The 20,866-nt window shown below is 73.7% G+C and carries 14 protein-coding genes; 7 read left to right on the top strand and 7 right to left on the bottom strand.

All coding sequences use genetic code 11. The features are described 5' to 3' along the window. Positions 1-51 precede the first annotated feature (51 nt). From WMF12_RS15370 to WMF12_RS15380, 3 genes are all read left to right on the top strand, one after another. The gene (locus WMF12_RS15370) at positions 52-1,587 is read left to right on the top strand and encodes a hypothetical protein (RefSeq protein ID WP_437872291.1); all 1,536 of its coding nucleotides are present in this window, start codon (positions 52-54) and stop codon (positions 1,585-1,587) included. After that, the gene (locus WMF12_RS15375) at positions 1,584-2,492 is read left to right on the top strand and encodes a hypothetical protein (protein ID WP_437746403.1); all 909 of its coding nucleotides are present in this window, start codon (positions 1,584-1,586) and stop codon (positions 2,490-2,492) included. Before WMF12_RS15370 ends, WMF12_RS15375 begins: the two co-directional genes overlap by 4 nt. A gap of 199 nt (positions 2,493-2,691) precedes the next feature. Next, positions 2,692-4,287, top strand: a complete 1,596-nt coding sequence (locus WMF12_RS15380; protein WP_437872292.1) for a tetratricopeptide repeat protein — start codon at positions 2,692-2,694, stop codon at positions 4,285-4,287. Positions 4,288-4,396: 109 nt separating this feature from the next. On the opposite strand, the gene WMF12_RS15385 is transcribed toward WMF12_RS15380, so the two are convergent. The 3 genes from WMF12_RS15385 to WMF12_RS15395 are packed head-to-tail and all read right to left on the bottom strand — an operon-like array spanning position 4,397 to position 7,936. Continuing rightward, a complete protein-coding gene (locus WMF12_RS15385; RefSeq protein WP_437872293.1) occupies positions 4,397-5,674 on the bottom strand; it encodes a hypothetical protein in 1,278 nt (425 codons plus the stop codon). After that, complete coding sequence (locus tag WMF12_RS15390) at positions 5,671-6,537, bottom strand: YwqJ-related putative deaminase (protein WP_437872294.1); 867 nt, start codon at positions 6,535-6,537, stop codon at positions 5,671-5,673. Before WMF12_RS15390 ends, WMF12_RS15385 begins: the two co-directional genes overlap by 4 nt. Continuing rightward, complete coding sequence (locus WMF12_RS15395; protein ID WP_437872295.1) at positions 6,458-7,936, bottom strand: DUF6531 domain-containing protein; 1,479 nt, start codon at positions 7,934-7,936, stop codon at positions 6,458-6,460. Before WMF12_RS15395 ends, WMF12_RS15390 begins: the two co-directional genes overlap by 80 nt. Before the next feature lie 415 nt (positions 7,937-8,351). Here WMF12_RS15395 and WMF12_RS15400 point away from each other — a divergent pair, with 415 nt between their 5' ends. Continuing rightward, the gene (locus tag WMF12_RS15400; RefSeq protein WP_437872296.1) at positions 8,352-9,914 is read left to right on the top strand and encodes a tetratricopeptide repeat protein; all 1,563 of its coding nucleotides are present in this window, start codon (positions 8,352-8,354) and stop codon (positions 9,912-9,914) included. Between the two features lies 1 nt (position 9,915). On the opposite strand, the gene WMF12_RS15405 is transcribed toward WMF12_RS15400, so the two are convergent. The 3 genes from WMF12_RS15405 to WMF12_RS15415 all read right to left on the bottom strand — a co-directional run bounded on the left by WMF12_RS15405 (position 9,916) and on the right by WMF12_RS15415 (position 14,455). After that, a complete protein-coding gene (locus WMF12_RS15405) occupies positions 9,916-12,360 on the bottom strand; it encodes a hypothetical protein (RefSeq protein WP_437872297.1) in 2,445 nt (814 codons plus the stop codon). 107 nt (positions 12,361-12,467) lie between these two features. Then, on the bottom strand, positions 12,468-13,061 hold the full coding sequence (locus WMF12_RS15410) for a hypothetical protein (protein ID WP_437746409.1): 594 nt from the start codon (positions 13,059-13,061) through the stop codon (positions 12,468-12,470). Positions 13,062-13,081: 20 nt separating this feature from the next. Further along, the gene (locus WMF12_RS15415) at positions 13,082-14,455 is read right to left on the bottom strand and encodes a hypothetical protein (RefSeq protein ID WP_437872298.1); all 1,374 of its coding nucleotides are present in this window, start codon (positions 14,453-14,455) and stop codon (positions 13,082-13,084) included. Between the two features lie 322 nt (positions 14,456-14,777). Here WMF12_RS15415 and WMF12_RS15420 point away from each other — a divergent pair, with 322 nt between their 5' ends. From WMF12_RS15420 to WMF12_RS15430, 3 genes are all read left to right on the top strand, one after another. Next, on the top strand, positions 14,778-16,484 hold the full coding sequence (locus WMF12_RS15420; protein ID WP_437872299.1) for a DUF1592 domain-containing protein: 1,707 nt from the start codon (positions 14,778-14,780) through the stop codon (positions 16,482-16,484). Continuing rightward, positions 16,481-17,845, top strand: coding sequence for a DUF1552 domain-containing protein (locus tag WMF12_RS15425; RefSeq protein ID WP_437872300.1), 1,365 nt, complete (start codon positions 16,481-16,483; stop codon positions 17,843-17,845). The genes WMF12_RS15420 and WMF12_RS15425 overlap by 4 nt, the downstream gene beginning before the upstream one ends. 166 nt (positions 17,846-18,011) lie before the next feature. Continuing rightward, the gene (locus WMF12_RS15430; protein WP_437872301.1) at positions 18,012-19,916 is read left to right on the top strand and encodes a L,D-transpeptidase; all 1,905 of its coding nucleotides are present in this window, start codon (positions 18,012-18,014) and stop codon (positions 19,914-19,916) included. Between the two features lie 49 nt (positions 19,917-19,965). Here WMF12_RS15430 and WMF12_RS15435 read toward each other — a convergent pair whose 3' ends face one another. After that, entirely contained in the window at positions 19,966-20,682 is a 717-nt protein-coding gene (locus WMF12_RS15435) for a hypothetical protein (RefSeq protein ID WP_437872302.1), read from the bottom strand. Positions 20,683-20,866: the final 184 nt, after the last annotated feature.

The raw sequence follows: 20,866 nt of genomic DNA on the forward strand, positions 1-20,866 counted from the left end.
TCACGTCGGTCACGTCAATCACGTCAGGTTCGAGCGGCGGGAGCCATTTCGATGCTCGATCGCGTCGCCGTTCACCAGACCCGGCTGCGCACGCCCGGCCTCGGGCTCGACGCCAAGGGGGTCGCGCTCGGCGCCAAGGGGCTCGTCCTCCTGCCGTCGATCGATCGGCTCGTCGCCTTCCTGGCGCTCTACACGCGGCAGGGCTCGCTCGCGGACATCCTCCGCTCGCTCGTCGTCGAGATCGTGCGCTCGAAGCTGGGAGCGCGGGAGGTCACCCTCCTGTTCGCGGCCGAGAGCAGCGATCGGCTCGACCGTGTTGCCGAGATCGCGCGGCTCGCGGGCGGCTACAGCTTCACCGGCACGAGCCGGCACTTCGTCCAGTACCGCGACGCGGCCGCGCCGTTCGGGTACGACGTCCCGCAGATCCTGCCCAGCGACGCGGCGCTCTCGCTCTACCACAACGCCTTCTCGCAGACGTACGAGGTCGAGCGGCGCGTCGACGTGCGCACGCTGCTGCTCCGGCTCGAGCCGCACCTCGATCCGTCCGCCGGGAAGGACCCGGGCCCGCGCTGGCTGCTCGCGGAGTCGGGGCTCGGCCCGGCGCTGATCCGCTACTTCTCCCGGAGCAGCGTCGAGGCCGAGGTCGGCCTGTGCGAGTGGCCGCCGGAGTCGAGCTTCGATGACGCCCCGGTGCTCCGGTACCTCTTCCGCGTGCCGGCCATCCCTGCCCGGATGGTCCCGCTGCTCACGAGCACGCCGGGGCTCGGGTATTTCGTCCCGGTCGCGCCGGGCGCGGCGGTGGAGGTGGGGTTCCGCCACCCGGTCAACCTCCGCGCCTGCCCGGTGTTCGGCGAGGCGGGCCTCGTGCTCTTCCGGGGCGGGGGCCGCGAGGCGCTGGAGATCGCGAAGCTTCCGGCGATGGGCGACGTCGCGGCGTTCGCCCGGGTGGAGCTCGGCCGCGAGCCCGTCGCGGCGAAGGTGGCGGAGGGCGACGCGCAGCGCCCCGCGTCGGTCGTGCTCTCGCTCCGCCTCGTCCCGAGCTCCGAGCCGTGGCGGTCGGTCACGGCGTCGTGGATCCGGCCGCAGGAGATGCCGCTCCTGCGGCACGTCGCCTACGCGCTCGGCCCCGAGACCCTGCGCCGCGCCCGCATCGCCTTCACCGCGGCAGGCGCGTTCCTCCGGCACCCCACAGGCATCGAGGGGATCCCGGTCGGCGAGTTCTTCCGGGAGGTCCATCCGGGCCTCTACATCCCTGCCGGGTACGACGCGGTCCCTGCGGTCGCGCCCGGCGTGCTGTTCCGCGCGCTGGGCGCCCCCGCCGGGCAGGCGCTGTTCATCGGGCGCGACGGGGGGGCGATCGGCGTGCCGGAGGAGGCGTTCGTCCCCCTCGAGACGGCGCTGCTCGAGGCCCAGCAATGGTCGGCGGTGGCCGTGTCGTCCGCGGGCCTCACGGCGGCGCTGGCCACCGAGCTGCCCGAGGTCGTGCTCGGCGGTGTCGGCATCCGGCCGCTGCGCGATCTCGCCCCGTCCGAGGCGCTGGCCGAGCCGAGGGCGCTGCCGCCGGGCCCTGGCCGGACGCCCCAATGACCCAGCCTGAAGCGATCGCCGAGCGGCTCTCCGAGCTCCAGGCGAACGTGCTCGCCCCGCTCGTCCTCGGCGGCCCTCTGCGCCCGGTGCGCCCCTTCGGCGTCCGGCTCGCGCTCCTCCTCGGCGACGGCGCGCCGGCGATCGATCGCGACCTCGGCTCGCGCATCGATCTGGTCCGCGTCCGCGTCGCCCGCCTCATCGCCCCGATCGACGTGCTCCCGGAGCTCGGCGCGGCCGAGTGGGCGCTCCTCGCCGCGCTGAACGACCTGCTCCAGCTCACGAACCACGAGCTCGCCGGCGTGCTCACGCGCAGCCGCTATCCCCGCCTTCTCGCGAGCGTGCGCGACCTCTGCGAGCTCGTGCCCGCGCCGGCGGACGTCGGGTCCGCGCTCTCGCGGCACGCGACGTTCGCGCGGGTGCTCGACTGCTTTCGCACGGACGCGCTCGTCGCCTGGTGGACGGGCCGCGCGAGCTTCCGCGGCCAGCGCCCGCCCCCGCGGCTGCTCCGGTGGCGGCAGCTGCGCGGCGTCCAGGTCGAGACCCGGCGCGTCGGCCTCGCGGACATGGGCCACGGCGTCCCGGGGCTCGCCCCGCCGGACTTCGCCGAGGCGCTCTCCCTCTGGATGACGCGCACGCCGCTCACGGATCTCGCCACCGCCGCGCGGAAGGATCCGCCGTTCGCGTGGTCGGCCTCGACGCTCGCGGTCGTCGCCACGCCTCCTGGCCGGAGCCTCGCGTACCGCGTCCTCGTGCGCCAGCCCCACGACCTCGCCGTCGCGGCGCTCGCCCGCGCCGCCCGGGAGGTCCCGCCGCGGTTCGGCCAGGCCCGGGCGCTCGCCGAGTCGTTCGCCAGCGAGGTCGCCGCCGGCATCAAGCTGCTCGACGAGCGCTCTGCGGCCGGCTGACCCGCGCCTGCCACGCGCCCGTCCTGTCATCGCGACGCACCGCGCGCGGCTTTGCTCGGTTCAAACGGGGCGTGGTACGCTCCGTCCTCCTTGGAGAGGCGCGCCGTCCTTGCATCTGCGCCTTCGACATCACCTCACGGGCATCGCCCTGGGAGCGACGAACCGTTTGAACCGGCAAGACGCTGAGACTTCCGACAAGTTGCTTGCTTCCCTCTGGCGCGCGCGGCGCCGCGGCTCCTGCCTCGATGCGTTGCCGCGCGCCGGGCGCTCCTGCGCGCGCCTTGCCGGCGTCGCGTTCGCGCTCGCGCTCGCGGTGAGCCCGGGCGTCGCGTTCGCGCAGGCGGAGGCGCTGCTCGACGAGGGCAAGAGCCTGATGAAGAAGGGCAAGGTCGCGGAGGCCTGCCCGAAGCTCGAGGAGAGCTACAGGCTGAGCCCGAGGTCGGCGACGCTCCTCGCGCTGGCGATGTGCCACGAGAAGCAGGGCAAGGTCGCGACGGCGTGGTCCGAGTACATCGATCTCGGCGCAGCGGCCCGCAAGGAGGGCAACAAGCGCCTGGAGGCCGACGCGAAGGCGAGGGGAGCGAAGCTGGAGCTGTCGCTCCCCCGGCTGACGCTGAGCGTGCCGCGGGCGGCCGCGATCGAGGGGCTCGAGGTGATGCTGGATGGGGCGCCGGTCGACGGCGCGCTCTGGGGTCAGGCGAGGCCGATCGATCCTGGCCAGCACAAGGTGCGCGCGAGCGCCCCTGGCAGAAAGCCGTGGGAGCACTCGGTCACGATCAAGCGGGGCGAGCGGAAGACGGTGGCGGTGCCGGCGCTCGCCAAGGATGCCTCGGCCGCTGCGCAGCCTGCGCCCGCGGCGGAAGCGCCCGCGCCGGCGGCGGCGTCAGCGGCGCCGGAGAAGGGGAGCGCGGGGTCCGGGGACGGCGCCGCGGGGCCGGGGAAGGGCGCCGCGGGGCCGGGGAAGGGCGCGGCTGCGGCGGAGGCCGGAAAGGGCGCTGCGGCGCCGGGGAAGGGCGCCGCGGGGCCGGGGAAGGGCGCTGCGGCGCCGGGGAAGGCTGCTGCGGGGCCGGAGACCGATGCGCCGCCTGCGGCACCTGCTGCAGCCGAGGAGCCGGAGCCGAGCGCTGGATCCTCGCCGAGGCACACCGGGAGCTTCGTGATCCAGGCCGGGGTGACCGGCGGCGCGTTGATCGGCCTGATGGACTCCGGCAGCTTCGGCGATCTGAGCGCGTACTCGTACAGCTACAACATCCCGGAGGGTGAGCTCATCGCGCCCTGCGACGATGAGGTCTGCCATGCCAGCTTCGATCCGGCGATCGGGCCGTTTGCCGGCGGGGAGGCGTTCATCGGGTTTGCGCTCTCCGAGGATCTGCACCTTGGCGCGCGTGTGCTGGGCGGCTACCGGTTCGGCGGCGGTTATCTCGTTGTCGGCGGCCCCTCCATCTCGATGCGCTTCGGGCGCGTCTGGCTCGGCCTTTCGGGGCTCGTGGGCCCGGTGGGGCAGGAGGCGAAGGTCACCGGGATCAAGGGGGAGATCCCCTCCGAGGTGGTCCACCTCAACTACGGTCGGAGCGAGGCCGCCGTGAACGCGCGCGAGGGCAGCCTCCCCGAGAGCGCGCTCGTGGAGACGCTCGCGTTCGGCGGGAGCGTCGATGTGTCCCTGGTGCTCGCGGACCTTCCGAGCGCGGGCTGGACGTCGGGCGCGCTCCTGCTGAGCGTCTCGCCGACGGTCATGAAGGGCCTCGACGGCTGGGTGTTCGCGGCGCCGGCGAGCCTCGGTTACCGCTTCTACTGACCGGCCTCGCGACCCATCGCGCTCTCTCGCTGGCCGCCCGGGTGAGGGCACCGTGTTGGGGCCGGCGTGAGGCGCGTGCGCTTTTACCTCTGAAGAGCCCGGCATGGAATCACCGGAGCGCCCGCGCCCAGCCCAGGGTGGCGATGTCGAGCGCGATCACCTCACGGCGGTCGTGACTCACAAATTCGACGGCGGGCCAACTGGCGAACCGTTCCCGGATTTGAGAAGGGACGAGTTGTCCTCCGAGGAGGAGCCGCGCGAGGTGAGAGAGGGCCGGGCGCAGTGCGAGGAGCTCCTCGAACGGAAGCTTCCTGGCGTCATCCGTCGACCAGATCTCGAGCGACTGAAGTCGTTGGACGAGGGGGTGTGCTGCGAGCACACGGAGCCCTTCGGGGCGCGTGGGGCGATACCAGAGCCCGAGGTGTTGGAGCGCCGGGAGCTTCCCGGGGCCGAGCGGCGCGAGGGCTCCTCGCACGTCGTCGTCTCCGCGAAATACCGTCAGGTAGCGCAGCGTCGGCGCGGGCTGAGAGAGCAACGTCGCGAGGCTCCGCTCCGGCGCGCCCAGCCCCAGGAGGCCGGGCAGCGCGGCGCCGATGGCTGGACTGGACCCGCGAGCGACGAGCGACGCGACCAGCGACGCGCGCCCGTGCGCGTTGAGCAGATCGAGGAAGGGGCCGAGCGCGCCGAAGGTCATGAGGCGAAGAGACCGGAGTGAGCGCCCGGCAGGGCTTGCCAGAAGTCGACGCAAGCGGTGCAGGCCGACAACGCCGAGCGAGACGTCGGGGGCATTCGGTGAGAAGCCGAGTGCGTCGCGGCCGATGAACTCGAGCTCCGGTCGGAGCTCCTCATCGAGGGTGGCAGCGTCCTCGTCATGGACCCAGCCGAGGAGGCCACCTTGGCCGTCGTCGATGCACGCACATGGCTCGCCGAACTCAGGGATCGGGCCGAAGGTCATCTCCTTTGTCGAGTCGAGGAGCTCGTGCACCAGGGCGCGTGCGTCGGCTCCATCGTGACGCAACTGCTCGACCTGGAATGCGATCAGCGTTCCCATCGGATCGCCGCGTCGCTCGATCTGTGCGCCGATCTGGTGAGCTGCGGCGAGCATATCTTCGTCGGGGGGCGCGCTCGTGGCGGCTTGACCGCCAGCGGCGAACCCCTCGGCGCGGAGCTTGGCGAGGCGGTGCTCGAATACGATTTCTGCGATGTACGCCCTGGTGAAGCTCCGATCGAACGACACCCGGCTACCCCGCCCGACCGGGCGCTCTGTGACGCGGACGCCGTCGATGCGCAACTCGATGTGTTCGTCGCGGCGGTCGAGCCGCAGCGCGAGGCTCGCCGGCAGCTTGATGGTGTCGAAGCCACGGAGGAACGCCTTGCGGGAGGTCATCGTCGCCTCGAAAACAGGCCGTTTTCTACGTTCCAAGTTCCCAGATTCATGGCACCGTGTGCGTTTGGCCGGCTGAGGTGGCTGGTCGGATGGGATGCATAGCCCTGGCTCGCGTTTGTGCCTCCACCGATCACGCGTCCGCGCGGCGGTGGTCGTCCAGCCATCGTCCAGAGTCGCGGAATGAGCTGAGAGCAGTTCGGGCACGCCGGCACAGCGTCGTTCGATCCGGTTTCCGAGCGGATGGTGTCGACCTCGCCGAGCGCGCTCTTGAGATTCCTTTGCCAGTTGCGATCTCCAGGGGCGCATGAGCGGCCGGTCCGGCGTTCCCAGTCCCTGATGTGGTCGGAGAGGGCTTGCGGTTCGGCGCAGCCTTCCGGCGGTCTTGGATCGCCTGGTTGCCGAGCGTTCGTCCGGGGCAAGGCCGCTGCGACCGCGGGGTGGATTGATTCCTCGCTGCCTCCGCTGCTCCGCACGACCTGTGTGCCGTTGCGGCGGGTGATCACGCAGCGAAGGAGCCCGTCGACATCTACCCAATCCATCGGGTGATCGTCGACATACGCGTACGGCTTGAGGCTCCCCTCGATCCCGAGCGGCTCCGGGCCGCTCGGCCCGAACACGGCCGCGAGCCTGCCGCAGGCGTCGTACGCGAAGCGGGTCTCGTGCCCGCGCTCGTCCACGAAACCCATCATCCGGCCGAGGAAGTCGTAGCGGATGCGCCGCTCGGCGCCGTCGGGCTCGACGACGCGGATGCGGTTAGCGAGCGCGTCGTACTCCATGCGCGTCTCACCGCCGTTCGGCAGGGTCGCGCCGGCCAGCAGGCCGCGCGTCGTAGGCGAATCCGACGACGAACCCCATGTCGTCATAGACGGCCACCACATCGCCGCGCGCGTCGCGCTCGTAGCGCGCGGTGCCGCCGAGCGCGTCGGTCATGGCCGAGACGAGCCCGCGCGCGTCGTGCTCGTAGGCGGTCCTGTTCGCCGCTGGATCGACCTCGGCCAGGAGCCGCCCCTCGGCGTCGCGCTCCCAGCGGAAGACCTGCCCGAGCGCGTCCCGGTGCTCGCGCAGCGCGGCGGTGTCGTCGTCGTACCGGAAGGTGTGAACGCCGCCGGCGCCCCAGACCATCCTGTCGAGCCTGCCGAACGCGTTGCCGTCGACCCGCCGGATGGCGCGCGAGGTGATCACCTCCGTGAGCACGCCGTCATGATGGTCGACCTTGACGTGCAGGAATCCCTTCGCCGGCGAACCGTCGCTCAAGGTCCCCGGCACGCCGTCGTCGAGCGCGTCGTTGCCCTCGCGGTGACACCACGCCTCGATGCAGCGGCTGTCCTTGTAGCGAAACTCCGCCACGAGCCCGCCGGGCTCCTCTCGCCGCACCAGGCGATGGTCCTTGTCGTACGCGAAGCGGTGCGCGTGCCCCGCGGCGTCCTCGGCCGCGACGAGGTCGCCGCGCGCGTCGAACGCGTATTGCCGCCGCGTCTCCCATCGACCGTGTGCGAAGGCGTTCTTCACCTCGAAGGCGGCGATGTGCCCGTCGCCGTGCCGCCGCACGCGCACCACACGGCCCACGCTGTCGATGACCTGCACGAGGCGGCCGTCCTCGTAGGCGAGGGCGATGGCGTTGTCATGGGCATCGACGATCCGGCTCAGCAGCCAGCGGCTGCCGCGCGGCTCCGCGAACAGGTACGAAAGCCCCTCGGCCGCGAGCGCGTAGCCCCAGGGATACCGCGTCAGCACCCCGCACGGCAGCCGCGCCGACTCGCCCTGATCGAGCCTCCGCGGCAACTCCGTCGCCGCCGCGTGCGGCTCCAGCACCCGCAGGCCGCGGCGCCGCTCCTCGACCTGCCACGCGAGCGAGTGCGTCCAGCCGAAGCCGAGGCCGCAGTCTTCCTCGACGAGCGCGGAGCTGTAGCTGCGCTTGATCACGAGGGGGATCGGGCCGGGCAGCGCGAGGTCGACGACCGCCACCGTGTAGACGCGCCCGGTGATCGGGTCGACCGGATCGCCCGCGTGCGTGCCGCCGCCGCTGCCATGTGTGGGGTTGGGGCAGCCGCCGCCGCTGCCCGGCCCGCAGCTGCCAGCGTCCTTGCCGCCGCCACGCGCGCCGTTGCCGCCGTTCTTCCCGTCGCCGCCCTGGCCGTCTCCGCGGCCGTTTCCGCCGCGACCGTTACCGCCTCCGCCGCCCCCGCCGCCGCCAAGGATGAAGACGCCGGGGTTCATGCCGGGGATCACCGCCGCATTCGGAAACGGGGCCGTTCGCGCCATGCGGGCATGCTCGGCGACGGGTGTGCCGACCGCAACCCGCCGGCGGTTCCTCGACGCCGCCCGCGGCGGTCCCCCCACGCGGCGGTGCACGCCGGCGGGCGTCCCCCCACGCGGCGGTGCATGCCGGCGGGCGTCCCCCCACGCGGCGGTGCACGCCGGCGGGCGTCCCCCCACGCGGCGGTGCATGCCGCCGGGCGTCCCCCCACGCGGCGGTGCATGCCGGCGGGCGTCCCCCCACGCGGCGGTGCATGCCGGCGGGCGCCCCCGCCGGCGGCCCGCTCCGGGATCCGCGAGAGCTCGCCCGAGCGGACCGCGATCCCGGAGGCATCAACGGCCGATCTCCCCGGCGGCGCGCGATCCCTGCGGGCCTCCGCCGCTCCTTGGTGCGCCCGCGGGGGCAGGCTACCGTCCCGCCATGTCCAGGACCGGGCGGCGCAAGCAGAAACCCACGCCGCGACAGGGCGCCCCGGAGCTCACGCCGAAGAACGTGGCGCGCATGGAGGTCGACGCCGCGGTCTACCGCCTCGTGAAGCTCCTCAGTCGCTACCCCGCGGAGCGCCCCGACACGAAGGCCCGCGGCGCCCTGGAAAAGACGCTGCCCGTCCTCGACGCGCTCCGCGCGAGCCACCCGGACCACGCGCAGGTCGCCTGGGTGTCCGGGATGATCCTCCGCAAGCTCGGCCGCCTCGACGACGCCGTGCAGCTCGCCCGCCGGGCGTTCGAGCTCGATCCGACGTTCGCGACCGCCGTGAGCCTGGCCTACGCGCTCCGCGAGCGCGGCGAGATCGACGCCGCCCGCGGCGCGTTCGAGGCCGCCGCTCGCCTCGATACCGCGGACGTATCGGCCCGCTGCGACCTCGGCGCCATGCTCTGCGAGGCCGGCCGCACCGACGAGGGCCTGCGCCACCTCGAGGCCGTCCTCGAGGCGCAGCCGGCGCACCCGACCGCCTTCCCGATCCACGCCTACCACCGCGCCGCGCGCGACGGCGACGCCTCCGCGTACGACAGGCTCGCGGCCTACGCCAGGGCGCACCCGGCGAGCGCCGCCGCCGCGTGGTCGCTCGAGCGCCTGCGCGCCGAGGGGCTCCACCATCCCGCTCCCGTCGCGGTCGTCGAGGGCTTCGTCGCGGGCGCCGCCGAGGCGCTCGACCACCTCCACCGCGATCACGATCCGTGGCTGAACCGCTTCGGCGCACGCGAGCACGGATACCGGCTCCACCCGCCGCTCACCCGGCGAGACATCGAGCGCATCGAGGCGTCGTGCGGCGCACGCATCCCCGCCGACTACGCCGCCTTTCTGACCCGCGTCGGCAGCTCCGGCGCCGGCCCGTACCACGGGCTCCTGCCGCTCGACGGCCCTGGACAGATCGAGAGCCTCACCGGCGAATTCCCCCACACGAGGGCGTACCGGCCCGATCCACGGACGCTGACCGCCCCCCAGCGCGCCGCGCTCCAGTCCGACGAGGTCGTCCGCGGGACCGTCGCGCTCGCGCACATGGGCTGCGGCTACTTCTCCGTGCTCGTGATCCGCGGCCCGCGCGCCGGCAGCGTCTGGGCGGATCTGCGCGCGGCAGGCCTCGGCGTCGTCCCGACCCACGACAGCTTCACCGCGTGGTACCGCGGCTGGATCGACGCGCTCTCCAGGGGAGAGCCGGCGCGCATTCCCTTGGAGCCAGGACGGTGCTCGGCGCCCGCGGCGCTCAGCGATTACCTTGCTTCATGGGAGCGGCAGCACGCGCTCCGGCCCGGCACCCTGGACGAAGCAGGGACGCGACGGGCGCTGCGCGAGATCCCCGACGCCGGCATCGCGATCCAGGCAGCGGCGTCCAGGTACTTCGACGCCGGCGATCCCGTGGACCCCTGTCCCAGCTGCCAGCACATGTTCGATCACTTCCTCCGGAAGGGCATGCTGCAGCCCGCGCAGCTCCGCCCCGGCGTGCCACCCAGGGCAGCGCGGCGGGCCCCGCCCGAGGCGTAGCCTACCCCCTCGGGTCCGCGCGCCGCCGCCGGGCGCGGCGCGCCTCGCCGCGGGCGCTGTCCGCCCCGCTGGCGGGCTCGGGCGGCGGGGCGAAGCCGATCGCCGCGAGATCCTTCTCGCCGATGACGTCGCCCTTGGCCACGAGCGCCGCGCGGAGCAGGACCGCGCCCATCTCGGCGTCGTTGCCGGGCCACGGGTGGTCGAGCACCGCCTGCAGCGCGCGCAGATCCAGGCCGAACGGCCGGCCCCGCAGGCGGACGCCGATGCGCGCGAGGTGATCCAGCGCGAGCGCACGGAGATCCTCGGCGCGGGACGACAGCGAGGGCAGCGCGACGGCCCGGTCGCCGAGCCGGTCCGCGAGCCGCTCGCTCAGCTGACCGGTCGCCGCGAGCGCGTCCACGGTCTGAGGCACCGCCACGACGAGCCCCACGTCGTCCGGCAGCGCCGCGCCGAGGTAGCTCTGCACCTCGGACGGCAAGGCCTGGGCGTCGAGCACGAGCAGCGTGCCCCCACGCGCCGCCTCGATGGGCGAGCTGTCCGGATCGCGCCACAGCGCGAGCGCGCTAGGCGTCTCCGCGGAGCCCTCGATCGCAGCCGCCTCGTCGCGCGCCGGCGCAGCGCCCCGCGCCTGCGCGAACGCCTGCGCGAACCCCTCGGGGACGGGCGCCGCGCCGTCGACGATCGCCAGCGGGCCGCCCGCGCGCGGTGAGGTCAGGTGGACGACCGCGCCCCACGCCACCGCGTCGATCCCGGGCGCCGTCAGCAGCGTGACCGGGCCGCCGGCCACGCCGAGCCGCTCCAGCTGCTCGAGCGCCGCGCGGGCGGCGGGGCTATAGGCGGCGGCCCGCGCCGGCCGCGCGAGCAGCGCCGCGATCGCGCGGAACCGCCCCGCGCCCTGCGCCACGGCGCGCTCGAGCCGGCTCACCTCGCGCGCGCGCTCCTCCGCCTCGCGGCGGGCGGCGACCTCGCGGCCGCGCGACCCCGACAGCATCGCCGACACCGCGATCACCGCCCCGAGCCGGTCGGCGACCGCGCGCAGGCCGCTCACCTCCTCCAGCGTCATCGGCGACGCGCGCCGGGCCCGCGGGATGGCGAGGGCCCCGATCGGGCCCTCCGCGTCGTTCACAAGGGCGACCACGCCGACGTCGCGCTCCGCGAGCCAGGCGAGCAGCGGGCGCACCTCCGGCCGCCGGACCTCGACGGCCTCGGCGGCCTCGACGCGCAGGACGCGCTCCGGCTCGATCTGGGCGAGCTCGATGAGGCGCGCCGGCACCTCCGCCGGCTCGGTGTGCGCATAGCCGGCGCGATCGACGGTCACCCGCTCGGGCGGCGAGAGCAGGTAGAGCGCCGGCGGGGCCTGCCCGGCGACGCCGGCGTCCGACGCCTCGCGCAGCGCGGAGAGCGCCGCCTCGAGCGCCGCCTCCGGCTCCGGGTTCATCGCCGCGCGCGTCGCGGCGTCGAAGGCCCCGAGCCAGCGCGCCCCCTCCGGCGCGAACCGGCGCGCGAGCACCGGCGCCGCGAGCCCCGCGAGCGCGCAGAGCGCGCACGCGCCGAACACGGCGACGCCGACGGAGGACTGCGGCGCGCCGCGGAGCCCGAGATCGCCGCGCGGCGCCTGGTGCACGGCGTAGACCGCGAGCAGCGCCGGCGGGGTCGCGAGCGTCGCGACGGCGAGCGTGCCGCGGAGCGCGCGCGAGACCTGCGCCGCGTCCGCGGCCACGGTGCAGAGCGCGACGCAGACCGCCGCGACGGCGCTCGTGACCGGCAGGATCGACTCGGGGGGCGCGACGCCGACGAAGGCCGCCGCGAGGCCGACCGCCAGCGCGGTCGCCGTGAGCAGCAGCGCGGCCTCGACCCGGTCGGCCACGCCGAGCTCGAGCCGCCGCGCGATGCGGACGCGCGCGATCGCCACGAGCGTCACCGTGAGCGAGCCGAGCGACGCGGCGGAGGTGGCGTAGTGGACGAGCAGCGGATCGAGATCCGCCGCGCGCTCGGGCGCCACCGCGGAGACGGCGGGCAGGGCGACCGCCACGGTCCAGAAGAGCGAGGCGAACGCCGCCGCGTCGAGGCGCCGCGTGCTCGGCGGAGGCTCGAGGAGACCACCGAGGCCCGCGATACGCGCGAGCCCGACCAGGGCGGCCATCGCCGCGGCCGCCGCGCCGAGGTTGCCGAGCGCGATCAGCGCGAGCCCGGCGGGGCCGCTCCGCGCGGCGGCGAGCATCGCGGCGCCGGTGAGGCAGACGGCGGCCGCGCGGCGGGCCGCCGGCTCGATCCGGTCCTCTCCCCGCGGCGGCCGCTCTACCCAGCGGAGGCCAAGCGCGAGCAACACCGGCAGCCCGAGCAAGGCGAGCCACGCGGGCCCGTGGCCGCCGGACGCCCGGAGCGCGGCGAAGGCGGTGTAGGCGACGGCGGCCGCGGCGATCCAGAACGAGCGCCGGCGCAGCATCGCGGCGAGCGTAGCGTCTGGTCACGGGGACGCCAACGAGGCGGTCTCATCGAGGGGACGACCGCGCCGCCCGCGCCGCTGCCGCGGCCAGACGCTTCTTCGCTACCTCAGGGCGGGAGCGCCGCGATGTAGTCGTAGAGACACTTCATCTCGTCGGCGCTGAGCGTCGGGCCGAGCGGCATCCGGTTGTCGCACGGCGGGGCGTCCGTGACCTTCAGGTACATCAAGCTGGCGTCCGGGTCGCCCGGAACGACCACCGTGGCTTCGCCGCCGCAATCGGACGCCTGGCCCGCGACCCTGGTCTCCCAGCCCGTCGTCAGATCGAGGCCCCCAAGGTTCGCTTGCCCATCGTGGCAGCCCGCGGTGGCGCACTTTGCCATCACCAGCGCCTGCGCTTCAGCGCATCCGGCCCCACCGCCGCTGCTCGCGCTGGTGGTCGCGGCGTCGCCGCCGCTGGTGGTCGCGGCGTCGCCGCCGGTGGTGGTCGTAGGGTCGCCGCCGCCGCTGGTGGTCGCGGGGTCGCCGCCGCCGCCGGTGGTCGCGCCGGTGCCCTGGCCGTTTCCGCCGCCAGGCCCGTCGCCGCCGGCGAGGTACTGGTCCTTGTCCTCTAGGGTCCCCGCGCAGCTGATGATGAACGCGGCGCCGCTCAACACGGCGGCGGCGAGCGCGGTGCGCCCGCCAAGGAAAGCGATGTACGTCACGTGCTACCTCTCTCTCTCGCTCAGTAAACGTAGGCTCCGGCGAGCCGCACCCCAAGGTACTGGTCGATCGCCCCGCCGGCGACGTACCGGTCGCCGATCGCGGGCTCGAACGACGAGAAGAACCGCGCGTACTCGACGAGGAGCCGCGCCTCGACGCCGGTCGTGACGGGTACGAGCACCCCGGCCATCGCGCCGATGCCCTGCACGCTCGCCCCGGCGAACCGATCGTAGACCGGGCCAGACGAGAGCGGGAAGAGGTAGTCGGCGCCGAGCGCCAGCGCGACCGGGCCGACCGGCACCCGCGCGTCGAGGCCGGCCCGGATCAGCGTGTAGGAGACGTTCGGCACCGTACTGGCCAGGGCCTCCGCCGCGTCGACCTCGAAGGTCAGGAGCCGGAGCCCGGCGGAGATGCCGAGCACGGACGACTCGCCGATCGACAGCCGCTCCCGCAGCCCCAGGTTGATGCGCTGGTAGGTCGTGCCGATCGGGTCGCCGTCGCCCACCGCCGAGTTGAGGCCGGGCGCCATCATGAACCCCGCGGTGATGCCGAGGCCCTTGAGCACCGGGATGTCCGTCGACGCGAGCGGGTACACCTCGCCGGAGATCGACAGCGCGGGCTGACCGAAGACGTCGTAGGGCCGGAGGTTCTGCGTGACCGGATCGGAGTAGTCGAACCAGCGGCCGGCAAACTCGACGCCGGCCTCGATCGAGAAGAGCGCCGAGCGGGGGTCGTGGGGCTTGCGCTTCCCGCCCTTGTCGCCGTCGTCGCCGCCCTTGTCGCCGTCGTCGCTGCTCTTCTCGTCGCCGTCGCCGTCGCCGTCGCCGTCCTTCTCGCCGTCGCCCTCGTCGCCGCCGTCCTTCGGCGTGTCCTCGTCGGCCGCGGCGGCCGCCGGCGCGATCTGCGAGAGCGTCGGGCCGAGCAGCTCTTCCAGCGCCTTCTTGCGGTCGTCCCGCGAGCCGCCCAGCGGCACCGCGCTGTCCACCGCGAGGTCGCCGGCGTTCTCGTCGACGTAGACGAGGTAGACCTCTTTCTTCTTCTTCTTGTTCGTCCGCGAGACGCCGTAGATCACACCCTCGGCCTTCGCGGCCTTGCCCGCCTTGCGGATGCGGTCGATGGCCTTCTTCCGCTGGGCCTTCATCACCAGCGCGTCGCCCACCGGCTTGGTCTGGCCGGCGCTGCGCAGCGACTTCGAGAAGGCGTCGTCGTCCACGACCTTCAGCGTCTCCGGGACGAGGGACACGATGTCTTCGCGGATATCGTCCGCGTTCGGCCCCTCGATGTGGATCGCGATCGACTTCGACCCCTTGGGGGCGGCGAGCGCGATGGGCGAGAGCGCGAACGTCGTGACCGTCGCGGCGGAGAGCCCGAGGAGGATCCTCCCGCAGAGGCTCAAAGAGAGGGACAGCGTTGTGAACCTGGTCGGCTTCCGCGCGGGCCTTTTGCCGGCAGCGGCGTCAAACGAAGCTTGCACGCGCGCGAGCCTACAGGCGATGTCGCGGCTGGATCCAGCGTCTTTCGAGGGGGCGGAGCGACATTTCTGATGACGCGCAGTGTAGCTATGAGACTCCGCTGCAATCGGACTCGCGGGGCTCACCGAGCCTCGTCTTCCTTGGCACCTTGACGGGCCCCCGCGACGTGAGACATGTCGTTGCTCGATGCGCAGCGCCGCAACGCACCGCATCGCAGGCCAGCGCGTCCCCCAGGGGAGAGGGCAGATGGATCGGTCAAGAGGACGGCACCGCCGCGCGGCGCGCGGCCCCGGCGGCTCTCTCGGGCTTGCGATCGTCGTGGCGACGGCCGCCGCCTGCTCCGGCGGGCGCGGCGGTGGGGCCGCGGGAGGAGCGGAAGGCGAGGCGCCGCGCTGTGCGGAGATCCGGCCGGGCGCGTCGCCGCTCCGGCGGATGACGCGCTTCGAGTACAATAACACGATCCGCGATCTCCTCGGCGACGACAGCGCGCCGGCCGACGCCTTCGTGGTCGAGGAGGAGGCGCTCGGGTTCAACAACCAGGCGGCGGCGCTCGGGGTCACGCAGCTCCTCGCCGAGCAGCTCATGAAGGCCTCCGAGGCGATCGCGGCGCGGGCCGCGAAGGATCTCGGGAAGCTCCTTCCGGGGTGCGACCCGGCGGTGCAGGGGCCCGACGCGTGCGCCGCGGAGCTCATCGAGCGCCTCGGCAAGCGCGCGTTCCGCCGGCCCCTCGCGCCCGCGGAGAGCGAGCGGCTCGCGCGGCTCTTCGCCTTCGGGAACGACGAGCACGGCTTCTCGGCCGGCGTCGAGCTCGTGATCCAGGCGCTGCTCCAGTCGCCGCACTTCCTTTACCGCGTCGAGCACGGCATGCCGGATCCGGCCGGCGAGGGCGTGGTGGCGCTCTCGGACCACGAGATCGCCTCGCGGCTCTCGTACGTGCTCTGGAGCTCGATGCCCGATGACGCGCTGTTCGCAGCGGCCGACGCGGGGGAGCTCCGCTCCGCGGAGCAGATCGCCGCGCAGGCCCGCCGCATGCTCGAGGATCCGCGCGCCCGCGCCGCCGTCGCGAACTTCCACGCGCAATGGCTGCAGCTCTCGAACATCGACACCCTCACCAAGGATCCGGCGGTCTACCCCGGCTTCCACGCCGGGCTCCCGGCGCTCCTCCGGGCGGAGACCGAGGCGTTCCTCGATCACGTCGTGTTCGAGGACGGCGCCGGCGACGTGGCGACCCTGCTGACGGCGCCCTACTCACTGATGAACGCCGAGCTCCGCGCGTTCTACGGGCTGGGAGCGGCGGGCGGCGCGGGGGCGCCCGGCGAGCTCTCGGTCGTGCCGCTCGACCCAGCGCAGCGCGCCGGCTTCCTCACCCACGCCAGCGTGCTCGCGGTGCTCGCGAAGCCGGATCAGTCCTCGCCCGTCCACCGCGGCAAGTTCGTCCGGGAGCGGCTGCTCTGCCAGATCCTGCCGCCGCCGCCGCCCGACGTGGACATCCAGCCGCCGCCGGTGCGGGAAGGGATCCCGACCCGCCGGCAGTTCGAGCAGCACGCGGAGGACCCGGGCTGCGCTGGCTGCCACCGGCTCATGGATCCGATCGGCTTCGGGTTCGAGCGCTACGACGGGATCGGCCTCTACCGCGAGGTCGACCAGGGCGTCCCGGTCGACGCGAGCGGCGAGATCGTGGCGAGCCGGGATGTCGATGGGCCCTTCGACGGGGCGGTGGAGCTCGCGCACCGCCTCGCGGAGAGCGACGATGTGCGCCAGTGCGTCGCGACGCAGTGGTTCCGCTTCGGCTACGGCCGCGCCGAGCAGGCGGAGGACGAGTGCAGCATGCGCCAGATCCAGGCGGCGTTCGCAGAGAGCGGGTACAACATCAAGGCGCTGCTCGTGGCGCTGACCCAGACGGACGCGTTCCGCTACCGCCGCGCGGCGCGGGACGCAGGGGGTGCGCCGTGAGCGGCGCCGCACAGCGCCGGGCGTCGAGGGAGCGCCTCGATCGCCGCGCCTTTCTGCGCGGGGCCGGCGGGCTCGCCCTCGCGCTCCCCTTCCTCGACGCCATGGCCGGATCGGCGAGCGCCGTCGATTTCCCGAAGCGCTTCGTCGTCTTCTTCACCGGCCTCGGCACGGTGAAGGAGGCCTGGCAGCCGACCGGGACCGAGACGTCGTTCGAGCTCGGAGAGATCCTCGCGCCGCTCTCTCCCTACCGGGACAAGCTGCTCGTCGTCGAGGGCATCGACATGGAGTCCGCCTACCACGGGCCGGGCGACTCTCACCAGCAGGGCATCGGCCAGGCGCTCACGGGCACGGAGCTCCAGGAGGGCACCCTGTTCCCGTACGCCTGCAACCCGGCCGCGCGGGTCGGCTGGGGCGGGGGCATCTCGGTCGACCAGTTCCTCGCCGCGAGGCTCGGGGATCGCACGAAGCTCTCGTCGCTCGAGCTCGGCGTCCAGGTCCAGTACGCCAACGTCTCGTCGCGCCTCTCCTACCTCGGCCCGGGCCAGCCGGTCCCGCCCGAGGACGATCCGCGCGCGGCGTTCGACCGGCTGTTCCTGGACCTCAGCGCCGATCCGGCGGAGCTCGCGCGGCGGCGCGTCCTGCGCCGCCGGGTGCTCGGCGGCGTCATGGAGGACTACGGCGCCCTCGCGCGCGAGCTGGGGGGCGAGGACCGGCGGAAGCTGGAGCAGCACCTCGACGCGCTGAACGACATCGAGCAGCGGCTCGACGTGCCGGCGCTCCTCGGCGGCGCGTGCGCCTTGCCGGCGCTGGGCGAGCCGCTCGACGTCTACGCGAACGACAACTTCCCCGCGATCGGGAGGCTGCAGACCGACCTGCTCGCCATGGCGCTCGCGTGCGATCTCACGCGGGTCGCGTCCATCCAGTGGAGCGCGACCCAGGCGGGCAAGGTGTTCACGTGGCTCGGCCAGTCGGAGACGCACCACGCGCTCTCGCACTCGAACATCGGCGACGCGGAAAAGCAGCAGCAGCTCGTCGACATCGGGCGCTGGCAGGCGGAGCAGCTCGCGTACCTGCTCGAGAGGCTCGACGCCGTCCAGGAGGGCACGGGCACGCTCCTCGACAACACGCTCGTCCTGTGGTGCACGGACATCTCGGAGGGGCAGAGCCACTCGCGGCGCGACATGCCGTACGTGATCGCGGGGGGCGCCGGCGGGGCGCTCAGGACTGGAAGATTTTTGCGCTATGCCGGCGATCCCCACAACAACCTGCTCGTCGCGCTGTGCAACGCGATGGGCGTGGACGTGTCGACGTTCGGCAACCCCGCCTACTGCACGGGGGTGTTGCCCGGCCTCTTGGCCTAGTTGCGCGCGCCGGAAATCCCGCCAGGGATTGCTGACGCGCGCAACCAGAGCGGCCGCGGAGCGGGCGCCGGGGTTCGGGGCGGAGCCCCGAGGAACCAGCGCCGGCGCGCGCCCGCCGCGTGTTTTGGGCTTTTCGTCGCGCGCCGATTTTGGCAAGTACGCCCGCATGGGCGCCCTGCTGTCCTCCGGGAAGCCTCGCGGCGCGCGGCGCGCGGCGCGCCTCGCTCTCTGTCTCGCGCACCTCGCGGCGCTCACGGCGGCGGCGTGCGGCTGTCGCAAGCCCGCGGACGTCCCGGCGGACGCGGGGGCCGCGGCCCCTGCGGGCGCCGACGCGGCCCCCGCGGAGCTCGCGGCGATCGACGGGCAGGCCGCGCCCGCGGAGCTCGCGGCGCCCGCGTGGCCGCCGAGCGACAAGCCGCTGCTCGGCGTGACGGCCTTCGTGGCGACCGTCTACAAGGAGCCGCGCGACACGTCGAAGAAGCTCGGGTACCTGCGCGTCGGCTCCAGGGTGCCCCGCTCCGCCGAGCCCGCCGGCACCGCGGGCTGTCCGGGCGGCTGGTACGCGATCGAGCCCAGCGGCTATCTCTGCGTGGGTGAGGAGGCGACGCTCGACCTGAACGACCCGATCCTCAAGGCCGCCGGCCCCGGGCCGAACCTGAGGACCGCGCTCCCGTACCGGTACGCCTTCGTCCGCGCGGTGCTGCCGCTCTACCTGCGCGTCCCCACCGCCGAGGAGCAGCGCAAATCGGAGTTCAAGCTCGACGAGCACCTGTCGTGGTTCGAGGAGAACAAGGCGACCGTGCAGCGGGTCATCCTCGGCGCGAACGACGTGGCGATCGACGCGCGCGGCGTGCCGCTTCCGGGCAAGCAGCTCGGCGAGCTCGGCCTGGGGAAGAACTCGCTCGAGCTCGGCGAGGGCGCGCTGCTCGGCGGGGAAGGGGACAGCGACCCGATCCCGTTCTGGCTCGAGGGCGGCAAGCGCCTCATCCGCAACATCAGCGACTTCAAGGTCCCGGACTACGCGGTCTTCGCCGATCGCGCGCGGCGCTTCACCGGGCTGTCGCTGATCGGATCGTTCGCGACCGGACCGGAGGCGCTGAGCCGGCGTTTCGCGATCACGACCGATCTGCGGCTCGCGCCTGCGACGAAGATCAAGCCCGACACCGGCTCTCCCTGGCACGGCGTCGAGCTGACCGATGCGCTCACGCTGCCGCTCGCCTTCGTCCGCGCGCGGGGCGCTCGCGACGTCCAGATCCAGGGCGACAAGGCGACGCCGGGCAAGGAGCTGCCGTTCCGGGACATCGTCCCGCTGACCGGCAGGATGCGCCGGATCGAGGGCGTGAAGTACTACCGCACCCGGGACCAGCGGTACGTGAGCCAGCTGGACGTCGGGATCGCGGTCGCGCCGTCGGCGTGGCCGGAGGCCGCCGAGAAGGGCGAGAAGTGGATCGAGGTGTCGATCACGCACCAGACGCTGGTCCTCTGGGAGGGCAAGCGCCCGGTCTACGCCACGCTGGTCTCGACCGGCCAGGCCGGGGTGGCCGATCCCAAGACCACGACCGCGACGGTGCGCGGCGTCTTCCGCATCCGCAACAAGCACATCACGGCGACGATGGACTCGAACGAGTCGTCGAGCGTCGGCGGCCGCGCGGAGACGACCGCCGACGCGCCGTCGGCCTCGCGCGGCGCGAAGCCGGAGAAGGGCGGCTCCTCGAAGGAGCGCGCCTCGAAGAAGCCCGGCGCGAGCGCGGCGGCGAAGCCCGCGGCAGGCGAGAAGGTGGTCCCCCGGAAGGGCGACGGGGAGTACGGCGTGACGCGGCGCCGAGGCGAGGGGACCTACGCCCTCAAGGACGTGCCGTACATCCAGTACTTCGCGAGCGGCTACGCGCTCCACGCAGCGTACTGGCACGACGTCTTCGGCACGCCGCGCAGCCACGGCTGCATCAACCTGGCGCCCATCGACGCCCACCGGCTGTTCCTGTGGACCGATCCCCCGGTGCCGCCCGGATGGCACGCGATCAACACAGGCGAGGAGCTGGGCGAAGGAACCACAATCATCGTCCACGAGTGAGTGAGGCGGGCGTCGTCATTCATGGATGAATGAGGGACGAGGGGGCGCTTCAGTGCATGGGCGCGGTGTGGATGAGGTCGATCAGCGCCTCGTCTGCGGAGGCGGCGAGGGCGTCGAGGAGCGCGGCCAGGCGGGCGTGCTGGTCCGGGGTGAAGGGGGGCATGCCGAAGCGCGCGCGCACGCCTGAGAGGCGAAGAACGAGGCCGGCGCCGTCCTGGTAGCCGGCGATCCAGGGGCCGCGGGTGAGTTCGTCGCAGATGCGACGGAGCCGCGACTCGAAGGCGGCGCGATCGGCGAGGGCGCCGGCGGGGGAGGGGGCGCGCTGCTGGAAGTGGTGGATCGAGGCGGCGGTCTCGGTCGGGGCGCCGTCGATGGCCTCGAGGCCGGCGCGGAGGTCGTCGAGGAGGGGCGCGAGGCCGATCCTGCGGACGAGCGCGCCGTCGAGGCACATCTCCCAGAGCACGTGGGCGAAGAGCGCGAGCCGCGGCGCGCCGAGCGAGGCGGCGCGCAACGCGGCGGCGAGGCGGCGTTCGCCCTCCACGAAGACGGGGGCGGCGTGGAACCAGCGGTCGACGGCGACGTGGTGGTCGATGCCGGCCAGCACCTCGGCGAGGCGGGGCGGCGGGGCGGCGGGGCGATCGGGCGCGCGGGAGGGCCTGACGCGCCGGTCGGCCATGCGCCAGAGGTCCGGGAGCATCGCCGCCGCACCCGCGGCGGCCGAGCCGAGGTCGCGCGCGGCGAGGTGGCGATGAAGCAGGAAGTTCATGCGTTCAGGATGGCGCCGCCGTCCGCGGCGGTCGACGGCGAAGCGATGCGGCGCGCGTCCGGCAGCGCGGGGAGCGCGTAGCGTTCGTTGGCAGAATGGCCGGGAGCGGCTGCGCTTGATTTGCTATCGGATCTCCTCCGGTTGCTGGGCAGGAGTCCTGGGCTGCTGGGCGAACGTCTCTCTT

It is taken from the genome of Sorangium sp. So ce363, assembly GCF_051520435.1.
GTDB classification, from domain to species: domain Bacteria; phylum Myxococcota_A; class Polyangia; order Polyangiales; family Polyangiaceae; genus Sorangium; species Sorangium cellulosum_B.